This is a genomic window from Pseudovibrio sp. W74 (assembly GCF_001623085.1).
In the GTDB taxonomy this organism is placed as follows: Bacteria; Pseudomonadota; Alphaproteobacteria; order Rhizobiales; family Stappiaceae; genus Pseudovibrio.
The window spans coordinates 56,735-77,133 of sequence record NZ_LMCJ01000002.1 but is presented as its reverse complement, the minus strand read 5'-3'; the positions used below and the strand labels follow the sequence as shown (position 1 = coordinate 77,133).

Sequence of the window (20,399 nt, the reverse complement as noted above, 5' to 3'; positions counted from 1 at the left end):
CCCGAACCAACCCAGCATAAAAACAACAAGCTGGAGGGTATTTTGGGTAAGCCGTTACAAGAGCACACATCCTACATTTCCAACGCCTTTCGCAAACTCTATCGGGCGTTTTGGGGCATTGGTGGCATCAGCATGTTAATCAACCTGCTTATGTTGACTGGCCCTTTGTTCATGCTGCAGATCTATGATCGCGTCTTGTCCAGCAGCTCTGTGCCAACGCTTGTTGTTCTCAGCCTGTTTGTGGCTGTGCTTTATATCTTCTACGGAATTCTGGATGGTCTGCGGAACCGGCTGTTGCTTCGTGTTGGTCAACACGTGGATGAGCAGCTCACCGGTCTGGCCTTTGAAACATCGACCCGTGTCCCGTTGGTTATGGGCGCTGAGGGCGAACGCTCCAGACCTGTCAGCGACCTGGACTCCATCCGGCAGTTCCTGTCCGGCTCCGGTCCTTCCGCGATCTTCGATATGCCATGGATGCCGCTCTATTTGGGCATCGTGTTTCTGTTTCACCCGCTTTTGGGCACCACGGCTCTCATTGGCGCGTTGTTCATCTGCGCCTTGATTGCGCTGAACGAGTTATCCTCTCGTCGCCCGGCTGCAAACACAGCTGTTGAAGCCAACAAGCGGACCACATTGATTGAAGCGTGCCGCCGCAATGCCGAGAGCATTGAGGCCATGGGCATGATCGACCATTTGCGGGACCGGTGGGAGGACAACAATGATGTCTTCCTTGGTCGTCAGCGGGCAGCCTCTGACCGGTCCAACATCTTCACCACCATGATCAAGACCCTGCGGTTCATGCTGCAGTCCGGTATTCTTGCCCTTGGGGCGTGGCTGGTTATTCAGCAGGAAGTCTCTGCAGGCGTGATGATCGCGTCCTCCATTATGACGGCCCGTGCACTGGCTCCGGTTGAGATGGCAATCGTCAACTGGCGTGGATTTGTGGCCGCCAGAGTTGGCATTTCGCGGCTTCAGGAAATCTTCGCCTCACAGGCAAAGCCAAAAGAGCGGGTGTCCATTCCGTTCCCGCAGGAGTCGGTTGTTGTTGAAGGCTTGTCCTGTGGACCAATCGCAGCCAGAGAAGCCTTCGTCAAAAACGTTTCTCTGGAACTGAAAGCAGGCGATGGTCTGGGTATCATCGGGCATTCGGGGTCTGGCAAGTCAACGCTGACGAGAGCGATGGTTGGCATTACCAATCCTCTGAAAGGCTCGATCCGTTTTGATGGCGCTGAGCTGGACCAGTGGAGCGCGATGGATCGTGGTGATTTCATCGGCTATCTGCCACAGGACATTCAGCTCTTTGATGGCACCATCGCGGAGAACATCCAGCGTTTCAAGCCGGATGAAGACAGCGACAAGCTGATTGAAGCCGCCCGCATGGCCAACGTGCACGACCTGATCGTGAGCTTGCCGGAAGGCTACAACACTGTCATCGGCGCAACTGGCAACGGTCTTTCTGGTGGTCAGCGTCAGCGGATTGCACTGGCGCGTGCGCTTTATGGCAACCCGTTCCTGATCGTGCTGGATGAGCCAAACTCCAATCTAGATGCGCAAGGCGAAGCAGCGCTGACCAACGCTATCCACGATATGCGTGAGCGTGGCTCCATCGTCATCGTGGTGGCACACCGTCCGGCAGCGACATCAGCAGTCGATCAGATCCTTGTGATGAATGAGGGTGAAGCGGAAGCCATTGGTGCAAAAGACAAGATCATGAAGCAGGTGATAGCTCCGCTTCGCAAGCCGCAGGAGGTGGTGTTAAATGGCTAGAAATACCGACAATTCCTACGATATCGGCGGAAGCATCACCCGTCACCTCAAATGGGGCGGCGCTCTGGCGGCACTCCTCATCTTCGGTGCAGGCACCTGGACAGTTGTGACGGAAATTTCCGGCGCGGTTGTTGCTCCGGCAACCATCGTTGTTGAAACCAGCACCAAGAGCGTGCAGCACCGCGATGGCGGCATCGTCAACCAGATCCTCGTCAAGAACGGCGATCCGGTGAAGGCCGGAGAACTTGTCCTGCGGTTGGATGATACTCTCACCCGCTCCAATCTGGCTGTGCTGACCAATCAGCTGGATGAGCTTTATGCGCAGGAATCCCGGCTGACCTCCGAGATACAGGGCCGCACTGAGATTACGTTCAAGCAACGGGCGAAATCTCCTTTGCACCGTGCGCATCTGATGATGATTGAAGAAACCCAGCGCAACATGATGGAAGCGCGGCAGAAAAATCACCTGAGCAAGAAAGAGCAGCTGGAAACCCAGATCGGCCAGTTTGAAAAGCAGATCGACGGCCTAGAACTGCAGCGGGATGCAAAACAGAACGAAGTGGACCTGATCAACACCGAACTGGGTGGCTTGGAATCTTTGCGTAAAAAGAAACTGGTGACCGAGTCCCGTGTCATGGCGTTCCAGCGTGAGCGTAGCTCTCTGGAAGGTGAGCTTGGCGGCATCATTGCCCAGATCGCCCGCTCTGGAGAAGCGATCAGCGAACGCCGGGTCATGATCATACAATCAGATGAGGAACTACGGTCCAACAATCTGGAACAACTGCAACAAACCCGCGCCCAGATTTCTGAGCTCGAAGAACGACGCATTGCAGCGCAGGACGAGCTGCGCCGGACGGAAATCCGAGCACCTCAAAACGGCAAGGTGTTTGATCTGGCCATTCACACCATCGGCGGCGTCATCATGGGCGGCGAAGTGGTGATGAAGATCGTGCCGGAAGAAGACCAGCTCATCGTGGAAGCTAAAGTGCAGCCGGTGGATGTGGATCAGATCAATCCCAATCAGGAAGCAACCATTCGCCTGCCCGCGTTTGACAAGCGCACCACACCGGAACTCAAGGCGCGGCTGAAAACCATCTCGCCCGATCTGGTGCAGGACCCGCGCACAGGCAGCACCTATTATCTGGCTGAGCTGGCCATTCCTGAAGAGGAACTGGAGCGTTTGGACGGCAAATCCCTCATTCCGGGCATGCCGGTTGAGGCGTTTATCAAGACAGAAGACCGGTCTGTTCTGTCCTATCTGATCAAACCAATGATGGACCAGATCGCACATGCGATGAGAGAGACTTGATGCTCCTGGGGCTGATCCAGGCATATCTCTGAAAGATGGGTTTTCAGGCAAAGATATACCCAAAAGCCATAGCCCCAGTGTGTTGTGAGAAGTTGAAGCAATGGCCGCTCCTGTTGCTTCAGCAACCTCCTCCCGAGAGCCCGGAACCCTAATTCCGGGTATGTGAAGGCCCGTGTGGTGCTATGCCGCCGCCCTGTGCGAGTACTGCACGGGCTCTTTCCCTCGCAAACTCTTGACGAAATCTCTATCCTGGAAATTTCTATTTGCTGATATATGAATAGACTTCAGGACGGTGGTGCTTTGGGTCTTATTTCGATCCCAAGGCTCACTGAGGTTGATCATTGTTTGAAATCCGGGCGGACGGGCAACATATTGACGAGTATAGCAAAACAAGGGCTGGTAAGCCGCGCAATTCAGGTTCCTCCATCCATCACGCGAGAGCTGGCAAATACTGCCATGAGCGTGGAGGGTCTTATTCCTTTGTGGTTTGGGGAGCCAAACATCCCTACCCCCAAATTCATTTGTGATGAGGCGGCACGGTCTTTGTCCGCGGGAGAAACGTTTTACGCAGAAGGCCTCGGACGGCCTTATTTGCGAGAGGCGATCTCAGGCTATATGAGTGAGCTTTACAACAAGCCTATCGGCGTGGATCGTGTTGCGGTCACAGTCTCCGGCGGCAACGCGCTCAATCTGGCCTTTCAGTGTGTGCTGGAAGAAGGCGATACCGTTGTCACGCTGACGCCCGCCTTCCCAAACCTGCTCTCCATTCCCAAGCTGCAAGGTGCCCGCACGGTCACCCACTCCCTTGAGGTCAAGGACGGCAAGTGGTCACTGGATGTGGAGGGGTTTTTGGAAACTGCCAGGGGCGCAAAGGTGGTGTTGCTCAACTCACCGTCCAACCCGACTGGCTTTATGCTGACCAAACATGAGATTGCGCGGATTATGGAAGTTCTGCGCGAACGTGGCACATGGCTGATCTCTGATGAGGTTTATGCCCGTACAGTTTATTCCGGCAAGGCAGCTCCATCGTTTCTTGAGGTGTCCGAGCCGGAGGATCGCCTGATTGTGGTGAACTCCTTTTCCAAATCGTGGGCCATGACTGGCTGGCGTTTAGGCTGGCTCACCTTGCCACCAAGCCTGACGCCTGTTGTCGAAAAGATCGCCGAGTTCTCCATCGCCAGTGCCCCGCCGTTCTCTCAGCGAGCAGCTGTGGTTGCACTTCAGCAGGGCGAGGAGTTTGTTGCGCAAATGGCAAAGAACTACCAGCACGCACGAGATCTGGTGTGCTCGCGCCTGCTCGCCCATGAGGGCGTAACCTGTCCGGTGCCAGAAAGCGCTTTTTATGCTTATTTCAAGGTGGAGGGCGTGACGGATTCCGTCGCTTATGCCCGCATGCTGATTGAAAAGGCCAAGGTGGGGCTCGCGCCGGGAGATGCGTTCCTTGTTGGAGAGCCGGGTTGGTTCCGCCTTTGCTTTGCGCAAACGGATGAGCAGCTCAACGAAGCCATGGCGCGGCTGTCTCCATACCTTGCCAATGCGCGGGAAACGGCGTGATCCAGTAGGCTATAGCGTATCTCCGAAAAGTGGAAACCGGTTTTCGGATAAAGATACGCAAAAACAAAGTCTAAAGCAGTTCAGGTGTTTCAACTTAAATGCGAACTGCTTTAGAACCAGTGATAGGAGGGCAGTGTCCCTCCTATTGTATGGAGAATAAGCGGTTCGATCTTCTCAAAGAGCTTCTCATTGTTGGAAAGCACCACAATCCCCATATCCTCCTGCGGATAACCAACTGTGTAGGAGCGATAGCCCGGATTGCTGCCCCAGTGCCAGATGGAGCTGTTTGGCTTGGTGGCCTGAAGCCCCCACCCCATAGACCAGCCGATCTTGCCAGTCACAGTCTTGTGGGTTTGCAACATGCGCTCTTTCAGCTCGGGCTCTGCGGCCTCATCCATCATAGCAACCAGAAAGCGGGCGTAATCTCCAGCCGTGGTGTGCAGGCTCCATGCCGCATTGCCGATGGCGGGTTTCCGCTTGTCTGTTATCCGGTCCCCCTCTGCATTATACCCAAAGCGGATGCGGTAATCGTAGGCCCGCTGCCAGAGATAGCTGGAGGATGACATGCCAAGCGGTTCAAACACATGGATGCGTGCCAGCGTCTCAAGGTTCAGCCCCGTTCGTCGTTCCAGCACCTGCTGCAACAAGGCATAGCCGGAACCGGAATAGGTAAACTCCGTCCCCGGATCAAACCGCAGTTTCAGCGGATCTTTCTCATCAAAGTTGGCAAGGCCTGAGGTATGAGAGAGCAGCATGCGAGCGGTGATGCGCTTCAATCGTGGGTCAGAGCCTTCAAACAGATCCGGGGCGTATTGGTAGAGCGGGCGCTCCAGCGAGAGGATATCCAGATCCACCAGTTTCAGCGTCAGATAGGCGAAGACGGGCTTGCCGAGGGAGGCAACCTCAAAAATCGGTTCTTGTGCTCCAACCACAGTTTTGCCTCTGCTGGATTTGTCGTAGAGACGGATAAACTCCACCTTTCCCTCACGAACCACCGCCACACTCAGGCTTGCATCCGGATTGCCGCGTTGGATACCTTTTGCGTGCTCGTCCAACTTTGCAATCATATCTGCTTGTGGGGCTGATTTTTGAAGGGGCGTGGACTCATTGCAGCCACTGAGCGCCAAAAGTCCTGCCAAAACTGTTAGTGTCCGTAGATGCATCAAGAAGCCGTCTTAAAATCAGGTGGTGCCAAGGTGTTTATGCAAATCGCCGGGGCATCGCTCCGGTTACCCTGAGAGCATACGCCTAAGAAGATGAAGGAGAGATTGGTCTGTGCAGTTAATTTTGGCCAAACCTGTAAGCAAACAAAATGGCGCCAATGCGTCAGGTTGTGGCTTTCGGTTCTTGCACGGGGACTTTCGCACTAATCATCTGCTGGCTTTTCCGGTGCCGGGGACTTTGAGGCTGGTGGTCTTTGTCTTGGTGTGTGGCCTTTGAAGGCCCAAAGAGACATGACAGCGGCACCAGCCAGAACCAGTGCGCTGAAGAAAAAGCCATCTGCAAGTGCTCGGCTGCTGATTGCTTTGAGGATGTAAAGCGATTGCGGCCAACGCTCGTGCAGCAAGGCGGCAGCGGCGGGTTGATCACCCATGAACTTGTAGAGCAGCAACTGCAGCAGTTCGCGGTCTTTGTCATTGGGCTCCATCAGCTCAGCCGCAGCGGAAATCATCGTCTTTTCCCGCCAGTTGATAAGAGCCCCCACACAGGCAATGCCAAACACCCCGCCCACTTGCCGGCAGGTTTGCAGCAAGGCAGTGGCGCGGGCACGGGCGAGCAGAGAAACGTGGGAAAGCGCTTCCGTGGAAACGGAACTGATGAGAAAGCCCAGTCCCGCCCCCATCAGCATCATTCCGGGAAACAGCATCCAGAGATTGTTGTAGTGGATCACCAGAGCCTGCATCAAGAAACCAGCCCCCATGGCCAGACTGCCGCAAACTGCAAGATTGCGGAAATTGATTTTGCCCACCAAACGCCCCCCGAACTGAGCGCAAATGATGATTGTCAGCACCACGGGCAACATGGAAAGGCCTGCTTGAAAGGGCGTCAGGCTCAAGACGTTTTGCAGGAAAACGGCACCGAACACCACCTGTGCCAACAAGCCAAACGGAATGCAGAAGAGCAGCAGACAGCAACCCAGATAGACCTTGTTTTCAAAGAGGGAGAACTGGATGAATGGCTGCGCGACACGGTGCCTGCGGGCAAACAGCAGGTAACAAATCAGGGCTATGAACCCAAGCGAGACGACCCCTTCCCCCAATGTGAGGCGATAATCGCCCAAGCGTTGAACTGCAACGGTGAACACCAGCAATGCCATGACAAAAAGAGCTGCACCCAGAAAGTCAAAATTACCGGTTTCTCTGGAGGTTTTGCCCTTGCCGATGGCAAAGGCCATGATCAGGACAGCAGCTCCAATGGGTACGTTGAGCAAGAACACCAGCCGCCATGAGAACAGCTGCACCAACGTACCGCCCACCAGTGGCCCTGCTGCCATAAAGACCAGGCCTGCGCCGACATAATGTGCCAGAGCCTTGCCCCTTTCATCCGCCGGATAAGAGGAAAACACGAGAGCCGTTGCCGCAGGCTGCATCAATGCGGCGCCGAGCCCCTGAAACACGCGGGAAGTTATGAATATGTCGCCCGTCGGGGCGTAGGCACAGGCGAGCGAGGCGGCTGTGAACAGTGCCACACCGATGCGAAGGGAGGTGAAGTAGCCGAATTTATCGCCCAGCCAGCCACCACACATCAACATAGAGGCCAGTGCGATCAGATAGGCGTTGACCGCCCATTGCAGGTGCACCGGACCAAAGGCATAGGTTCGCTGAAGGGATGGCAGAATAATGCCCAGCACAGTCTGATCGATCATGACCAGAGCGAGTGCCCCGATCATATTCAACAAAACCAGATGTTTGCGGGCCATGCTTGCCTCCACTCGTTTACGGTTCAGGCACGGTTTTCAATTTGAGCCATGAAGCCCATCAGCGCTTCTATGCATTGCGGTTCATCCAATAAGGGGCAGTGCCCGCGATTGGGAATATCCACCGATTGCATGTAAGGGGCCATGTTCTTCATGGAGCGGATGGTAACGGCAGTGGTGACATCCGACAGCTCACCGCGAATGGACAGGACAGGAAGCTCAAGGTCGGCGGCACGTTGGTGAGCCTGCCACAGATCACGGAAGTTCTCTTTGTTCTCGCAGAGTGCAACGCCGAGATTGTCGTCGTAGCGATGGTGCCATTTGCCGTTTTTGCGACCATACATGGACAGCGCCATGCGCTCCCACTGGTCCTCCGGTAAGTTTATAAATTGGTTGCCTACGTGCTCTTTGATGGTGCTGACCACTGCACTCAGCTCTTCTTCGTCCTCCAGCTGTCCGGCATACCCAAAGATGCGCGACATGCCAGCAAACTCGATTGTAGCGCCAAGGTCATTGAGCACTGTGCCAGCCAACATATCCGGGTGGTCCTCCACCATCAGCATGGCAAGCAAAGCGCCAAGGGAGGAGCCGAGCAGCACTACGGGCTGTTCTCCAATGGACTTCCAGAACTCGTAGATATCGCGGATGTAAACGGTGGTGTTGTAGTTGCGGTAATCCGGGTCATAGTCGGATAAGTCCCGCCCGCGCAGGTTCAGTGCGTAGATCTTGTAGGTCTCGCTTAGCTGGACCGCCATGGGGTCCAGATCGCGCGCGCAGCGGGTCAGGCCCGGCAAGGCGATGATTGCGGGTTTTCGGGAGGTGCCATTGCCATACACACGGTAATTGAGCTTGATGCCGTCGGAAGCCTCGAACCATTTGCTCTCATAGGCGCCGCTGTCATATTTGCTTTCGTCAATCTCACTCATTGGCACCTCTTTTCGTCCGGGTGCGGTTTGTGCTCTGAATGGGTGTTGTCGGTCATATGGCCTTCGTACGTCGCCGATATGATGGCCTCAATACGGTCGGCGTAATTGATCAACGCCTGATCCGCAGCCAGATATCCGGTCTTGATGCGCTCGTTGATGCTCTTGGGTTCAAAATCCACCACACCGGTCAGTGCATTGTGCTCAGCCTTTACGGTGATGATGTGGGAGATCGCGCGCATTTTCATGAGCGAACGGTAGTGATCACAGTCTCTGATGGGAGAATCCTGAGGCACCAGTTTGTCCAGATCGTAGAGCATATGCGAGTAATGCTGAGCGCACTTGTCGCCGTCCAGCATGAGCCAGAACTTGTCCTCAAACATGAGCTCCGTCATGCGATAGACCGCTTCTTCTACTGTGGTGGGAATGATGCCTTCCGGACAGAACAGCTCGATCAGGAAGATTGGCATATGGGAGACCTGGTAGTCATCCAGTATGCGCAGAAGTGAACGGATCGGCGTATTGTCGTAAAGTCCGCCATCCCAGTAATAATGGCCGTCCAGCTCAATTGGTGGGAAGCCCGGAGGCAGAGATCCACTGGCCATGATGTGTTTGGAGGTGAGGTAGTGATCCCGGTTGGAGAACCGCTCAATCTGCCCTGTTGCCACGTTGGTTGCTGTGATCACCAACCGTGGTGCCTCCTCACTGTTGAGGCGCTCAAAGTCGATAAACTTTTCCATGGTCTCAAGCGCAGGGGTGATGTCGTAGATACTGGGGCGATTTTCACTCATGAAAGACGGCGGGTGCAGCTTGAAAAAACGAGGATGGCCCATGCTGGCACGCAGCAGCTTCTGGCTGGAATGCCATATGAAGCCGGGCGCGTGGCTCAGATGCTCCCACAGGGCGTGAAGGGTCTCGATAGGGTCGCCGAGCTTTGGGGCCGCAATGACAGCCGCATTCAGCGCACCAATGGAGGTGCCAGCGATGATTTCCGGCTCAAAGCCTGCCTGATAAATGCGGGTGAGCGCACCGACCTCATAGGCTCCAAGAGCTCCACCGCCTTGCATGACAAGGCCAACTCCTTGTGTCATCTACCGTCCTTCCGACAGGGTTTCCTGCATTCCCCCGGCGCACTCCAGCTGTTAGAGAAAGACCTCTTTCTCACCCAAACCAGAGAACAGACGTGATGATGAGCGGCCCGAAAAAGCCCACCTCACGGATGAAGCTTAGGCGCGAACCTCCAAAGAAAACATAAAGCCTGTCAGAAAAACGTGCTTTTGAAAGGCGAGAGAAATCACTCAGGCGCAAGCCTTCGCTGACACTATGGCTCATTACAATTTCGGCCTCGATGCAATGAAGTCATAACTCAATGAAAAACAAACTATTATACAGCTTCGCACAGAAGCTGAAGAACCTGCGAAACGTAGCTCTGCTTGCTATGGTTGGGCTTTCACTGGCAGCGTGCCAAACAACCATTACGGCTAAAGACGTTGAAGAAGCCCGCGTAAATGTTGCAAAGCTGACTGTGACTGGCGATTGGAAATACCAAGGGCTCCACAACGTTTTGGGCAAAGACTACGATAAAGACATCATCGTTAAAGCCACAAAGAGGGCCTTAAAGACCAAGTTGAAAGACTTGCATGGTCCGACACGAGTCAACGTTGATGTCACGGTGCGGAGCTTCTTCATTTCCAACATGGGATATGATGTTCTCTTCGGTACTGGTGCATCCTCCATGGCTGGCACAGTAACGGTTATTGAGGCAAGGACAGGTAAGATCATTATTAAAGACGAGTGGGTAGGCACTGCGGTGGCAAACCCCGAAGTATTTGCCGAACAGGTCTTGGCTGAGATTTTGCGATCCACAAAGAAGCCCTAGTGACTTCAAATAGCAGCCGTTGCTCTATGCAGCGGCATGCTGCTGTTTGCTAGCCCGCTCTGGCTCGAACCAGCTGACGAGGTGGACCGGTAACATCTTACGCAACGCTTACAATTCGTTGAGCCTGACCTGATAAAGCAACTATGGTGGGGGCACTGTTTGGCCCCTTCCTTTCTTAGGAGCTTCAGATGCCAAACAGCTCTTTACCTCCAGTCCTGCTTTTGACCGGCACCAACGCTGCGGCCTGGACGATGGACACTGTCCGTATGTCCTTCGAGGCTTCCGGGTATGTCTGCCACAGCCTCACCTACCGGTATCATGACCTGCCACCTGGGCCGGAACGCGATGACAAGCTTGTCGGAGTGAGTATCGCGGATTATGTGGAGGATGTCCGGCAAGCAATTGAAAAGATTGACGAGGCGCCGGTTGTTGTCGGGCACTCGATCGGCGGGGTTATCGCGCAGCTGCTGGCAGCTGAGGGCGCCATAAAAGCAGGGGTTCTTCTCAACAGCAGCATTGTGAATGGCATTTTGCCAACGACGGACGGGGAGCGCGAACTTGGCAAGCTGCTCATTTCGGCTGGCGCATTTTGGGAGCAGGCCCTGGAGCAGGATTTCGAGCTTCTGACGAAGTATGGGTTCAACACGCTGCCGCCTAATTTACAACGGGACATCCATGCGCGTCTCTGCTCCGAATCCGGGCGGGTGCTTTTCGAGTTTGTCTTCTGGATGTATGACGTTCGCCAAACCACGTTTGTTGACCCGAACAAGGTCTCTTGCCCCTTGCTTTTCGTTTCGGGAACCGAGGACAAGGCTGTGACGCCAAGCACCGCGCGATTGATGGCGGAGCGCTACGAAAACTCGGACTTCCTTGCGGTCAACGGGGCCTGCCACTACATCCAGTTTGAGGACCAGTGGCCAGAGACAGCTGCCAAGGTGCTCGACTGGTTGAGGCAGAAACTGTGAGTAGACTGCTCGTTTCGTCTGGGCCAGATGCCAGAGGATAGCCAAACCGGTGAGCTTCCTATGTGCTGGTGGGCTCGCTGTCGTCACCCATCATCATTTTCCAGATGGCTTTGATGGCCAGTTCCGGGTCAAACCAGCTGACAAAGCGGGTATCTACGGGTTGGCCGTTGCGGATCGTCATGGCGGGGCGGATCAAGCGCAAGCCTTGCGGCATCATAACCTGAGGGTTGCCGTTGAGCAGAGTGAAGTCGGCCTTCATGCCAACGGCAATCATTCCAAGCGTATCTTCCTGCCCCAGCTGACGAGCGGCGTTGACTGTCATGGCCTGCAACGCTTCTTCAAGCGTAACAGCCTGATCTGCGCCAACCACCGTGTTGCCACTGGTGGATGTGCGGGACATGGCAGTCTCAACAGTTCCCATCGGGTTCATAGGCGTTGCAGGGTGGTCCCCATGGAAGGTTATGACAGCACCGGCATCCTTGGCATCGCGCACAGGCATGTAACGATCCAGCCGCTCTTTGCCAAACAAGCTTTCCAGCTGATCACCGTAATGGCTGATATGATCGACAAAGAAACCAAGTGATACGCCCAGATCAGCTGCTCTCTGGATTTGCTCGTTGGTTATAAGCGCGTTGTGCTCAAGCCGATGTTCAATGTCATCGCGCGGGTCTTCGGCCTGAATGGTTGCAATCGCCATCAATGCCTGATCAATGGCGCGCTCTCCCTGCGCATGCATTGCCACTTGCCCGCTGCGTTTGTGCACGTCACGGAGTTTCTCCAACAGGTCTGTATCACTCATGCTGAGGTCACCCCGGTGACCCGTAGACAGGCCTAGCCGTTCCAGCACCAACTCGGAATCTTCATAGGGTTCATGGGTTGCGGCCCCGCCTGTAAACGGTGATCCGTCCAGCCAGAACTTTGCACCCAGGATGGTGAACCGGTCATCCCCGCCAAAGCGCCAGTTGGGAAGCTGGTCCTCTGTCAGATAAACGTAAGTTCGCACTGGTGGATTGTCTTCCAGCCCAACGCGTTGCAACAAACCGACGGGGTTGGGATGGCGGCCGACAGCGCCCGTCACGCCAATCGTGGTGTAACCTGCCTTGGCGTAGTCAGTGTAGGTCTTGCGCACCAACAACTCGACGGCTTCATCTGAAGGGGCGGGAATGGCAGAGACAACACGGTTGATCTCTTCCAGCTCTCTCAGCATTGGGCCGCGGCGCGGGTCAACACCAGCTTCTTTCAGCGCAGCAGTATTGGCGTATGCCTCGTGCATCATTTGGGTCAGAACAAGCATGGGTTTATCAGGGGAGATGGCGTCCAGCTCCGCCAGTGTTGGCGGAGAAAGGTCTCTGATCGCAATCGGATCCCAACCGTAGGCCAGTACCCACGGGGTGACGCTGAATTCATCGGCGGAATCCTGCAGGGCCTGCATGATCTGCATGCGGTTGTCGTATTTAAAGGCGCTGATGTCGGTGGCTGAGCCCAGCAGGGCAGCTGCAATCGGGTGGGTATGGGGTTCAATCAAGCCCGGGATCAATGTGCCTTTGAGGCGTATGATCTCCACGTCGGCAAGGCCTTCCAACTCCCGCACATCTCCAACGGCCATGATCTCGTTGTTATCAACCAGCACGGCCTGCACCTGTGGCAGGTCCGGGTCCATGGTCAAGACGCGGTCTGCGGTGACGATGTATTTGCCGGGATAGGTCGGTGGCAGAGAGTACCAATAGTAGCCTGCAGCAGCTCCGACGATGATAATTACCAACCCAGCAATCCAGCGCATACCAACCTCCCAGTTCTTACCCTTACGGAATGATGCATATAATTGGCGGTGATGCCACCCGATAGTTTCGGGCTATTCGCAGGTTTTGACCTGCTATTGTGCCATATGATGGCGTTTTATGAGTTTGCACCTGATTTCTGAACCCGCCCGCAAGGCGACACCGGATTCTGGAAAGACCTCGTCAGGCTTCATAACTTTGAAACTGTAAAAGCGTGTCAGACGCGCCAGCAAAACGATTGCCTGCACCGTTGCAAAACTGGCGCCTGCACACACGCGCGGGCCAACACCAAATGGTATGAAAGCACTGGTCATGGGGTCGTCAGCGCGTTCAAACCGGTCCGGGTCAAAGTGGTCCGGATTGTTCCAATAGGACCTGTGCCGATGCACGATCCATGGTGATATAATGATAAGAGCCCCGCGCGGAATCTTGTGACCGCCTATGGCGCTGTCCTCTTCTGCCATACGGGTCATGAAAGCGATTGGTGGATACAGTCGCATGGTTTCGCGGAAAACATCCCGTGTGAATTTCAGTTTGGAGATATGTCGGTATTCGATGTTCTCGCCATTGGTGACATTGTCGGTCTCTCTCCTGATGCGCTCCGAATAATCGGGCCGCTGGGAAAGAATGAAAAACGCCCAGTTGAGGATTGCCGAGGTTGTCTCATGTCCAGCAAGGAAGAAAGTTGCAATGTGATCTACCAGCTGTTCCTTGCTCAGGGGCTGGCCCGTTTGTGGGTGCCGGGCATCAAGCAGCCTCTGGCACATATCATCGTGCTGGCCAAACCGGTTGGCGGTATGTTCCTCCACCAGATCTCGCAGCAAGAGGCGCAACTCATTGCGGAGAAGCTCTGCTTCCTTTGGCATAGGAGTTTTTGGGGCGTCTGGCGTTCCGCGCAAAATCATCTTGCGCGCCCATGTGGTTGTGATGGATTGGTAACGTGAAGACAGCGAAAACACCATGCGTGCGCGATCATTGTCAACCGGATGCGAAAAGATAGTGCGGAAGATGATATCTGCGGTCAATCGGTTCATTTCGTCGCGCAAGCTGATGGTCTTACCGAGTTGTGACATTTGATCCAGAAAAGACAGAAACTGCGTGCAGGCACTTTGAACATGCTTGTACGCACCACGAATGCTGACATGAGAAAATACGGGGGCAATCATTTCCCGCTGCTCTTCCCACTTGGGACCACTGACAAGAATGGTGCTCTCACCAATCACCGGCTTGAGCGTATCCACCATCACATCGGATTTGGGAAAGGACAGTCGTTTCTCGACCAGAACCTCGTTGACCAGATCAGGTGCGTTGACAAGGAAACAGGGGCGCTTGGTAAAATAGATCCTCTCCATCGGGCTGTTGAAGAATTCTCCGGGGATCAACGTTAAAACGTTGCGTGCCCAGAACACGCGAAACAGACGCAGACCACGAAGTGGCTTGCAAGGCGTGGGAGCCGGTGGCCGATAGAGGATGGAGTCAGGCATGTGTTGCTGCTTCTCCGCGGTACATATCGATCGCGTGACAACTGTGTTTGCTCATTTTCTGCTCTGGACCATGAAAAACAAAAAAACGCCAGATAACGCAAAAAACGCATAAACCTTTCAAAATCCACGCAACTAAAACTTCCTGTTATATTTCTAGCACTTAGCTCGCTAATGCTGCCCTAAGGAAACCACGCAAAAATCTGAGTTTCTCTTCATAAATCCTCAAGCAAGCGTGCACTTGTTCCCGTCTCTTCTGATTAGGTTGACCAATACGTCAATATGAGTTTGACTGGAGGGGCTCTGACTCTCCTGCCTGTGTTTTAGGAGAACAAAAAGAGACACCGGGGAGGATAAGATGATGTCGACACCATATTCTGAGAAGTTGCAAAAGTGGCTGGATATGCTGGAGGGCGGCAAGGATCTGGCGAAGTTGTCCGCTTTGATTGCCAAGGACTGCGTGTTTTACAGCCCCGTGGTGCACACGCCGCAACGCGGACAGCAGATGACGGTCATGTATCTTTACGGTGCAGCGCAAGTGCTGGGCGTCAACAACACCTTCAAATATGTGCGCATTCTGGATTGTGGCGACAACGCTGTGCTGGAGTTCGAAACAGAGGTAGATGGCATCTACATCAACGGCGTTGATATGATCCATTGGAACGAGGGGGGCCTGATTGACGATTTCAAAGTCATGCTGCGCCCGTTGAAGGCGGTGACCATGGTGCAGGCGAAAATGGCAGAAATGCTGGAAGGCCTTAAAGCTCCAGCAAAGGCGGGGGGATAAATTGAAAGAGACGGGGGAGTAATTGATAACCATCTCTGTGCTCCCCTCAAAGAATTGATTCCTGAAATCTCATGGGTCTCAGGCCGTCGGGCCGTGACCTTAAATATTCTGTAATCCCCACCCCCTTGAAATATCCCCGTTAGGTCACCCACTCCTGCGCGGGATTACGATGAAACATTTCATTTCAAAACCTTTCATAACGGGAATAACGCTGCTGGGCCTCCTGCTTGTGTTAGCTGGATGCGGCCTTCAGACGTCCCCGGTTGCCGACCCCAAAGGCCCGATTGCCCTGATAGAACGCGATCTGCTTTACACCGCCTTCTTCATCATGCTGATCGTGGTTATTCCCGTTTATTTTATGGTGTTCTGGTTCATCTGGCGCTACCGCGCAAAAGGTGGCAGCGGTGAATACAAGCCGGATTGGCACAAATCCACCATTATCGAGGTGTTCGTCTGGTCTATTCCTGCGGCCATCATCATTACGCTTGGATATCTGGTCTGGACGTATTCCTACAAGCTCGACCCCTACAAGAAGATCGCGACGCCGGAAAATACTATCAATGTGCAGGTGGTGGCGCAGGATTGGAAGTGGCTCTTCATCTACCCGGAGCTTGGCATTGCCTCCGTCAATGAGCTTGCCTTCCCCGTGGATAAGGCAGTCAGCCTGCAATTGACCTCTGACACTGTGATGAACTCGTTCCTCATACCCGCACTGGGGGGACAAATCTATGCCATGGCGGGGATGACCAGTGAGTTGAACTTGCAGGCCAATGAGACCGGTCGCTTCCGTGGCCGCAACACGCAGTACAGCGGTGACGGGTTTGCCATGCAGTTTTTTGATGCTGTTGCCATGACGCCCGACGAGTTCGATGCGTGGGTTGCCAACGCCAAATCGCAGACCAAACCGCTCTCCACCGTGACCTACGATCAACTGGCACAGCCGACCATCGGGCACGACGTGGAGTATTTCTCCTGGGTCAAGCCCGGCTTGTTTGCAGAGATTTTGAAGAAGTACGCCCGACGGCCCGAAACCACCTTGCGCCGACACGCACCGGTGACGACCCAACCTGCTTGTGAGGGGGATACACCATGCTAGGAAGATTAGGATTAGACTCTCTCCCCTTCTATAGTGCCATCGCTTTTGGTGGTGCCTCAATCACCGTATTGGGCGGACTGGCCGTTTTTTTGCTGGTCACCTACTTTGGTAAGTGGCGGTATTTCTGGGATGAATGGCTGACAAGCCTTGATCACAAACGCATCGGCATCATGTACATCGCCCTTGCCATGGTGATGCTGGTACGTGGCTTTGTGGACGCGCTCATGATGCGCTCCCAGCAGGCCATTTCCTTGAACAATGATGGATATCTTGCCCCTGAGCATTTCGATCAAGTGTTCAGTTCTCACGGCACAATCATGATTTTTTTCATGGCCATGCCGTTCCTGACAGGCCTGATCAACATTGTGGTGCCACAGCAGTTAGGCGCACGTGATGTGGCCTTCCCGTTCATGAACTCCATCAGTTTGTGGCTGACAGCAGCAGGTGCAGCGCTGGTGATGGTCTCCCTTGTTATCGGCAAATTCTCAACCGCTGGCTGGACCGGCTACCCGCCATATTCCGGCGCTGAGTATAGTCCCGGTGTGGGCGTTGATTACTGGATCTGGGCGCTGCTGGTCAGCGGTGTGGGCAGCACCATGACGGGGATTAATTTTGTCGTCACGATCATAAAGTGCCGCGCCCCCAAAATGCGCTTGATGCAGATGCCCCTGTTCACCTGGACCACTTTATGCACCAGTTTACTCATGGCCTTCGCTTTTCCTGCACTGACAGTTGTTGCTGCGATGCTCGGTTTGGACCGGATTCTTGGGTTTCACTTCTTCACCAATGATTCTGGCGGCAACATGATGAATTACGCCAATCTGATTTGGATTTGGGGACACCCGGAAGTTTATATCCTCATCTTACCCGCGTTTGGCGTGTTCTCCGAAGTTGTCGCAACCTTCTCTCAGAAAAGGCTTTTTGGCTACAAGTCACTGGTCTACGCAACAGCAGCTATTACCATCTTATCCTTCTCGGTCTGGTTGCACCATTTCTTCACCATGGGCTCCAGCCCCAATGTGAATGCGGTCTTCGGCATTGCAACCATGATCATCGCCGTTCCGACTGGAGTGAAGATTTTTGACTGGGTGTTCACCATGTACAAGGGGCGGATCATCTTCCACCCTGCCATGTTATTCACTATTGGTTTTTTGATCACCTTCGTGCTTGGCGGCGTTTCCGGCGTGTTGCTGGCGATCCCTCCTGCCGACTTTTTGATGCATAACTCCACGTTCCTTGTGGCGCACTTCCACAACGTGCTGATCCCCGGTGCGGTCTTCGGGTACTTTGCCGGCTTCCAGTACTGGTTCCCCAAAGCAACCGGCTTCAAGCTGGATAGGGCGTGGGGTGTTTGTTCCTTCTGGTTCTGGATCATCGGCTTCTACCTCGCCTTCATGCCGCTCTATGCCCTTGGTTTCATGGGTATGTCTCGCCGGATGGAGCGCTATGATGTTGCTGAGTGGCAGCCCTATCTGATCGTTGCAGCCGTTGGTGCCTTGAGTGTTCTGATCGGCATTTTCTGTCAGGGTATGCAGCTTTATGTGAGCATTCGCGACCGGGAAAAGAACCGTGATCTGACGGGTGACCCGTACAATGGCCGGACGCTGGAGTGGCAAACCTCTTCCCCTCCTGCCGAGTATAACTTTGCCAAGATCCCCGATGTGCAGGACATGGATGCCTTCTGGGACATGAAGCAGCGCGGCGTGTCTTATGCCCCTTCGCAAAACTATGAGGACATTCATTTGCCGCGGAACACAGGCATTGGTGTCTTTCTCGGTGGTCTCGGGTTCCTCATCGGCTTTGCTGTCACATGGTACATCTGGTGGCTGGTCGCCCTCGGGTTCCTTGGCGTGCTGGCGTGTTTGATAACTCGCGGCTCACAAGATCACACCTACGAGATTATCCCCGCTGCCGAGATCGAGGCCCATGAGAAGGCCCGCATCAAAGCCTTAGAAACCCACAAACCAGCACCGGGGGATTTCTGGTCATGAGCACATACAGCCCTAAAACCACCGGCTCTCCCAGGCCGACAGAAGAAACGTTAGATATCAGAGACTTGGGCTTCTGGCTCTACCTGATGACAGATGCGATCATCTTCTCGCTCCTGTTTGCAACTTACGTGGTCATGTTCCAGAACACTGCCACCGGACCGCTACCGATTGACGTGTTCGACATCAAACACGTTTTTGCCGAAACTATGTTCCTGCTCTTTTCAAGCGTAACGTTTGGCTTCGCGTCCCTCGCTTCTGTCAGAGAGCATAAAAGTCAGGCAGTGCTCTGGCTGATTGTCACCATCGTGCTTGGCATGGGCTTCATATCGCTGGAAGTGATTGAATTTGTAGGCATGATTGAGTCTGGTGCCGGACCGCAGACCAGTGGCTTCCTCACCTCGTTCTTCACGCTGGTGGGAACACATGGCGCACATGTGAGCCTTGGCATGATTGGGATCACGGTGATGATCTTCCAGATTCTCATCAAGGGGCTGACCTCTCCGGTCAAATCCCGCCTCCATCGCCTCGGCATGTTCTGGCATTTCCTCGACATTGTCTGGATCGGCATTTTCTCAATCGTCTACATGCCCGGCTGGCTTATTTAGGAGAGTAAGATGCACCCGCAATCTCACAGTGCTAAGAGGCTGATCACCGGGTTTATCCTCGCGTTGGCGCTCACACTCATTCCGTTTGCCATTGTCTGGACCATGGCGTTTCCGGTTGAACTGACCTTCGGCATCATCGCTTTATGCGCGCTTGTTCAGGTTGGCGTACACCTGCATTACTTCCTTGGCATTGATAGCAGAACCCCGATTGAAAACGTGCTCGCCATGAGTTTTGCAGGCGTTCTGATCTTCCTGATGGTTGGCGGAACGCTCTGGATTATGTTTGATCTGTATGAGCGGATGATGTGAGGATATCCTTGGCTTTTTGAGACTGCTCAGTAGAGAAGCTGATGAGGTTATTCAGAAAGTCCTGCGTTGCCCGCTCCCAGGAGAATGTTTTGGCATGGGCGATGCAATCCTCTGGTTTCATTGGTAAAGCACGCTGGATTGCAACTGCGAGATCCTCATCCATTGCTCCAACCGGCGCATCACTAATAATGTCTTTGGGGCCCGTCACCGGGTAGGCTGCAACGGGGATGCCACAGGCCATCGCCTCAAGATTAACGAGGCCGAATGTATCGGTTTTAGATGGAAACACCATCACATCTGACCCACAATAAGCCTTGATCAGATCATCTCCGGTTTTTGCCCCAGTAAAGACGGCATCTGGATAACGCTTTGTAAGCGATGCCAGATCCGGCCCATCCCCCACCAGAATCTTTGTTCCTGGCACGTTCAGGCCTAAAAACGCCTCCAGGTTCTTCTCGGGCGCAATCCTCCCCACATAGAGCATTATTGGTTTGGGAAGGTCTGCAAACATTTCAGAAGGAACAGGCCGGAACTTTTTCAGCTCAACTCCCCGCCGCCAACGCACGGCACGCTTAATTCCGATACGATTGGCCGTTTCCAACATGGTCTGTGTAGTGACCATGGTGTGGGTGGCTTGATTGTGAAAGGCAATCAACCACTTGTAAAACCAAGCCTCAGGCAGACCCGTGCGCATGGAGGCATACTCCGGGAACTTGGAGAGCCATGAACTGGTGAAGTGGTGCGCATGGCGGCGGCAGTATTTGCGAGCGGCCCAACCCAAAGGCCCTTCGGTCACCACATGCAATGCATCGGGTTTCAGCTCGCGCAGCATGCAGGAAAGCTTGTAATAGGGGAACAGCGCCAACTTGATGTCTGGATAGGTTGGCAGCGGTATTTGGTGAAACTGATCGGGCGTGATGAGGATAACTTCATGCCCCAGAGCGGATAACTCGCGGCGCGTGATCTCTAAAACACGAACCACCCCGTTGATCTGCGGGTGCCAGGCATCGGAGACAATGACAATTTTCATCGGCCTAT

18 protein-coding genes are annotated in these 20,399 nt (G+C 54.2%); 10 read left to right on the top strand and 8 right to left on the bottom strand.

Going from position 1 to position 20,399, the window contains the following annotated elements; genetic code table 11:
- The 3 genes from PsW74_RS01135 to PsW74_RS01125 all read left to right on the top strand — a co-directional run.
- The coding region (locus PsW74_RS01135) for a type I secretion system permease/ATPase (RefSeq protein ID WP_343286477.1) at nt 1-1,767 on the top strand (1,767 nt) is incomplete at its 5' end.
- A complete protein-coding gene (locus PsW74_RS01130; protein ID WP_063287564.1) occupies nt 1,760-3,076 on the top strand; it encodes an HlyD family type I secretion periplasmic adaptor subunit in 1,317 nt (438 codons plus the stop codon). The genes PsW74_RS01135 and PsW74_RS01130, both read left to right, overlap by 8 nt.
- 372 nt (nt 3,077-3,448) lie before the next feature.
- Nucleotides 3,449-4,630 (top strand): pyridoxal phosphate-dependent aminotransferase, encoded by a 1,182-nt coding sequence (locus tag PsW74_RS01125; protein ID WP_063287722.1) that lies wholly within the window; start codon nt 3,449-3,451, stop codon nt 4,628-4,630.
- A gap of 110 nt (nt 4,631-4,740) precedes the next feature.
- Here the strand turns inward: PsW74_RS01125 and PsW74_RS01120 are convergent, their stop codons facing one another.
- The 5 genes from PsW74_RS01120 to PsW74_RS28785 form a co-directional block, all read right to left on the bottom strand.
- Nucleotides 4,741-5,697, bottom strand: coding sequence for a serine hydrolase domain-containing protein (locus tag PsW74_RS01120; RefSeq protein WP_063287565.1), 957 nt, complete (start codon nt 5,695-5,697; stop codon nt 4,741-4,743).
- Nucleotides 5,698-5,996: 299 nt separating this feature from the next.
- On the bottom strand, nt 5,997-7,550 hold the full coding sequence (locus PsW74_RS01115) for an MFS transporter (protein ID WP_063287566.1): 1,554 nt from the start codon (nt 7,548-7,550) through the stop codon (nt 5,997-5,999).
- A 23-nt stretch (nt 7,551-7,573) separates the two neighbouring features.
- A complete protein-coding gene (locus PsW74_RS01110; protein WP_063287567.1) occupies nt 7,574-8,473 on the bottom strand; it encodes an alpha/beta hydrolase in 900 nt (299 codons plus the stop codon).
- Complete coding sequence (locus tag PsW74_RS01105) at nt 8,470-9,561, bottom strand: patatin-like phospholipase family protein (protein ID WP_208987777.1); 1,092 nt, start codon at nt 9,559-9,561, stop codon at nt 8,470-8,472. Before PsW74_RS01105 ends, PsW74_RS01110 begins: the two co-directional genes overlap by 4 nt.
- Nucleotides 9,562-9,631: 70 nt before the next feature.
- Complete coding sequence (locus PsW74_RS28785) at nt 9,632-9,802, bottom strand: hypothetical protein (RefSeq protein ID WP_193775926.1); 171 nt, start codon at nt 9,800-9,802, stop codon at nt 9,632-9,634.
- Nucleotides 9,803-9,839: 37 nt separating this feature from the next.
- On the opposite strand from PsW74_RS28785, the gene PsW74_RS01100 reads away from it, so the two are divergent.
- Together PsW74_RS01100 and PsW74_RS01095 are read left to right on the top strand one after the other, a co-directional pair.
- Nucleotides 9,840-10,349, top strand: a complete 510-nt coding sequence (locus PsW74_RS01100) for a hypothetical protein (RefSeq protein WP_063287568.1) — start codon at nt 9,840-9,842, stop codon at nt 10,347-10,349.
- A gap of 188 nt (nt 10,350-10,537) precedes the next feature.
- On the top strand, nt 10,538-11,314 hold the full coding sequence (locus PsW74_RS01095) for an alpha/beta hydrolase (protein WP_063287569.1): 777 nt from the start codon (nt 10,538-10,540) through the stop codon (nt 11,312-11,314).
- Nucleotides 11,315-11,372: 58 nt separating this feature from the next.
- Here the strand turns inward: PsW74_RS01095 and PsW74_RS01090 are convergent, their stop codons facing one another.
- Both PsW74_RS01090 and PsW74_RS01085 read right to left on the bottom strand, forming a co-directional pair.
- Entirely contained in the window at nt 11,373-13,094 is a 1,722-nt protein-coding gene (locus PsW74_RS01090) for an amidohydrolase (RefSeq protein WP_063287570.1), read from the bottom strand.
- A gap of 93 nt (nt 13,095-13,187) precedes the next feature.
- Nucleotides 13,188-14,576: a cytochrome P450 gene (locus PsW74_RS01085; RefSeq protein WP_057461363.1), complete on the bottom strand. Its 1,389-nt coding sequence runs from the start codon at nt 14,574-14,576 to the stop codon at nt 13,188-13,190.
- A gap of 355 nt (nt 14,577-14,931) precedes the next feature.
- On the opposite strand from PsW74_RS01085, the gene PsW74_RS01080 reads away from it, so the two are divergent.
- The 5 genes from PsW74_RS01080 (at nt 14,932) to cyoD (ending at nt 19,361) form a co-directional block, all read left to right on the top strand.
- Complete coding sequence (locus PsW74_RS01080; protein WP_208987776.1) at nt 14,932-15,360, top strand: nuclear transport factor 2 family protein; 429 nt, start codon at nt 14,932-14,934, stop codon at nt 15,358-15,360.
- A 169-nt stretch (nt 15,361-15,529) separates the two neighbouring features.
- Nucleotides 15,530-16,456: a ubiquinol oxidase subunit II gene (gene cyoA, locus PsW74_RS01075; protein WP_208980583.1), complete on the top strand. Its 927-nt coding sequence runs from the start codon at nt 15,530-15,532 to the stop codon at nt 16,454-16,456.
- Nucleotides 16,450-18,447 (top strand): cytochrome o ubiquinol oxidase subunit I, encoded by a 1,998-nt coding sequence (gene cyoB / locus PsW74_RS01070; protein ID WP_063287572.1) that lies wholly within the window; start codon nt 16,450-16,452, stop codon nt 18,445-18,447. Before cyoA ends, cyoB begins: the two co-directional genes overlap by 7 nt.
- Nucleotides 18,444-19,052 (top strand): cytochrome o ubiquinol oxidase subunit III, encoded by a 609-nt coding sequence (gene cyoC, locus PsW74_RS01065; RefSeq protein WP_063287573.1) that lies wholly within the window; start codon nt 18,444-18,446, stop codon nt 19,050-19,052. Before cyoB ends, cyoC begins: the two co-directional genes overlap by 4 nt.
- Before the next feature lie 9 nt (nt 19,053-19,061).
- A complete protein-coding gene (gene cyoD / locus PsW74_RS01060) occupies nt 19,062-19,361 on the top strand; it encodes a cytochrome o ubiquinol oxidase subunit IV (protein ID WP_063287574.1) in 300 nt (99 codons plus the stop codon).
- Here the strand turns inward: cyoD and PsW74_RS01055 are convergent.
- Nucleotides 19,330-20,391 carry a glycosyltransferase family 1 protein gene (locus PsW74_RS01055; protein WP_063287575.1) on the bottom strand — a complete coding sequence of 354 codons (1,062 nt, stop codon included), beginning with the start codon at nt 20,389-20,391 and terminating at the stop codon, nt 19,330-19,332. The genes cyoD and PsW74_RS01055 overlap by 32 nt on opposite strands.
- Nucleotides 20,392-20,399 lie beyond the last annotated feature (8 nt).

Bases quoted from the DNA above. Each gene is read 5' to 3' on its own strand.
- PsW74_RS01100 (WP_063287568.1), top strand. From the start codon at position 9,840: ATGAAAAACAAACTATTATACAGCTTCGCACAGAAGCTGAAGAACCTG.
- cyoA (WP_208980583.1), top strand. From the start codon at position 15,530: ATGAAACATTTCATTTCAAAACCTTTCATAACGGGAATAACGCTGCTG.
- PsW74_RS01090 (WP_063287570.1), bottom strand. From the start codon at position 13,094: ATGCGCTGGATTGCTGGGTTGGTAATTATCATCGTCGGAGCTGCTGCA.
- cyoB (WP_063287572.1), top strand. From the start codon at position 16,450: ATGCTAGGAAGATTAGGATTAGACTCTCTCCCCTTCTATAGTGCCATC.
- PsW74_RS01080 (WP_208987776.1), top strand. From the start codon at position 14,932: ATGATGTCGACACCATATTCTGAGAAGTTGCAAAAGTGGCTGGATATG.
- PsW74_RS01055 (WP_063287575.1), bottom strand. From the start codon at position 20,391: ATGAAAATTGTCATTGTCTCCGATGCCTGGCACCCGCAGATCAACGGG.
- PsW74_RS01110 (WP_063287567.1), bottom strand. From the start codon at position 8,473: ATGAGTGAGATTGACGAAAGCAAATATGACAGCGGCGCCTATGAGAGC.
- PsW74_RS01120 (WP_063287565.1), bottom strand. From the start codon at position 5,697: ATGATTGCAAAGTTGGACGAGCACGCAAAAGGTATCCAACGCGGCAAT.
- PsW74_RS01105 (WP_208987777.1), bottom strand. From the start codon at position 9,561: ATGACACAAGGAGTTGGCCTTGTCATGCAAGGCGGTGGAGCTCTTGGA.
- PsW74_RS01130 (WP_063287564.1), top strand. From the start codon at position 1,760: ATGGCTAGAAATACCGACAATTCCTACGATATCGGCGGAAGCATCACC.
- PsW74_RS01115 (WP_063287566.1), bottom strand. From the start codon at position 7,550: ATGGCCCGCAAACATCTGGTTTTGTTGAATATGATCGGGGCACTCGCT.
- PsW74_RS28785 (WP_193775926.1), bottom strand. From the start codon at position 9,802: ATGAGCCATAGTGTCAGCGAAGGCTTGCGCCTGAGTGATTTCTCTCGC.
- PsW74_RS01085 (WP_057461363.1), bottom strand. From the start codon at position 14,576: ATGCCTGACTCCATCCTCTATCGGCCACCGGCTCCCACGCCTTGCAAG.
- cyoD (WP_063287574.1), top strand. From the start codon at position 19,062: ATGCACCCGCAATCTCACAGTGCTAAGAGGCTGATCACCGGGTTTATC.
- cyoC (WP_063287573.1), top strand. From the start codon at position 18,444: ATGAGCACATACAGCCCTAAAACCACCGGCTCTCCCAGGCCGACAGAA.
- PsW74_RS01095 (WP_063287569.1), top strand. From the start codon at position 10,538: ATGCCAAACAGCTCTTTACCTCCAGTCCTGCTTTTGACCGGCACCAAC.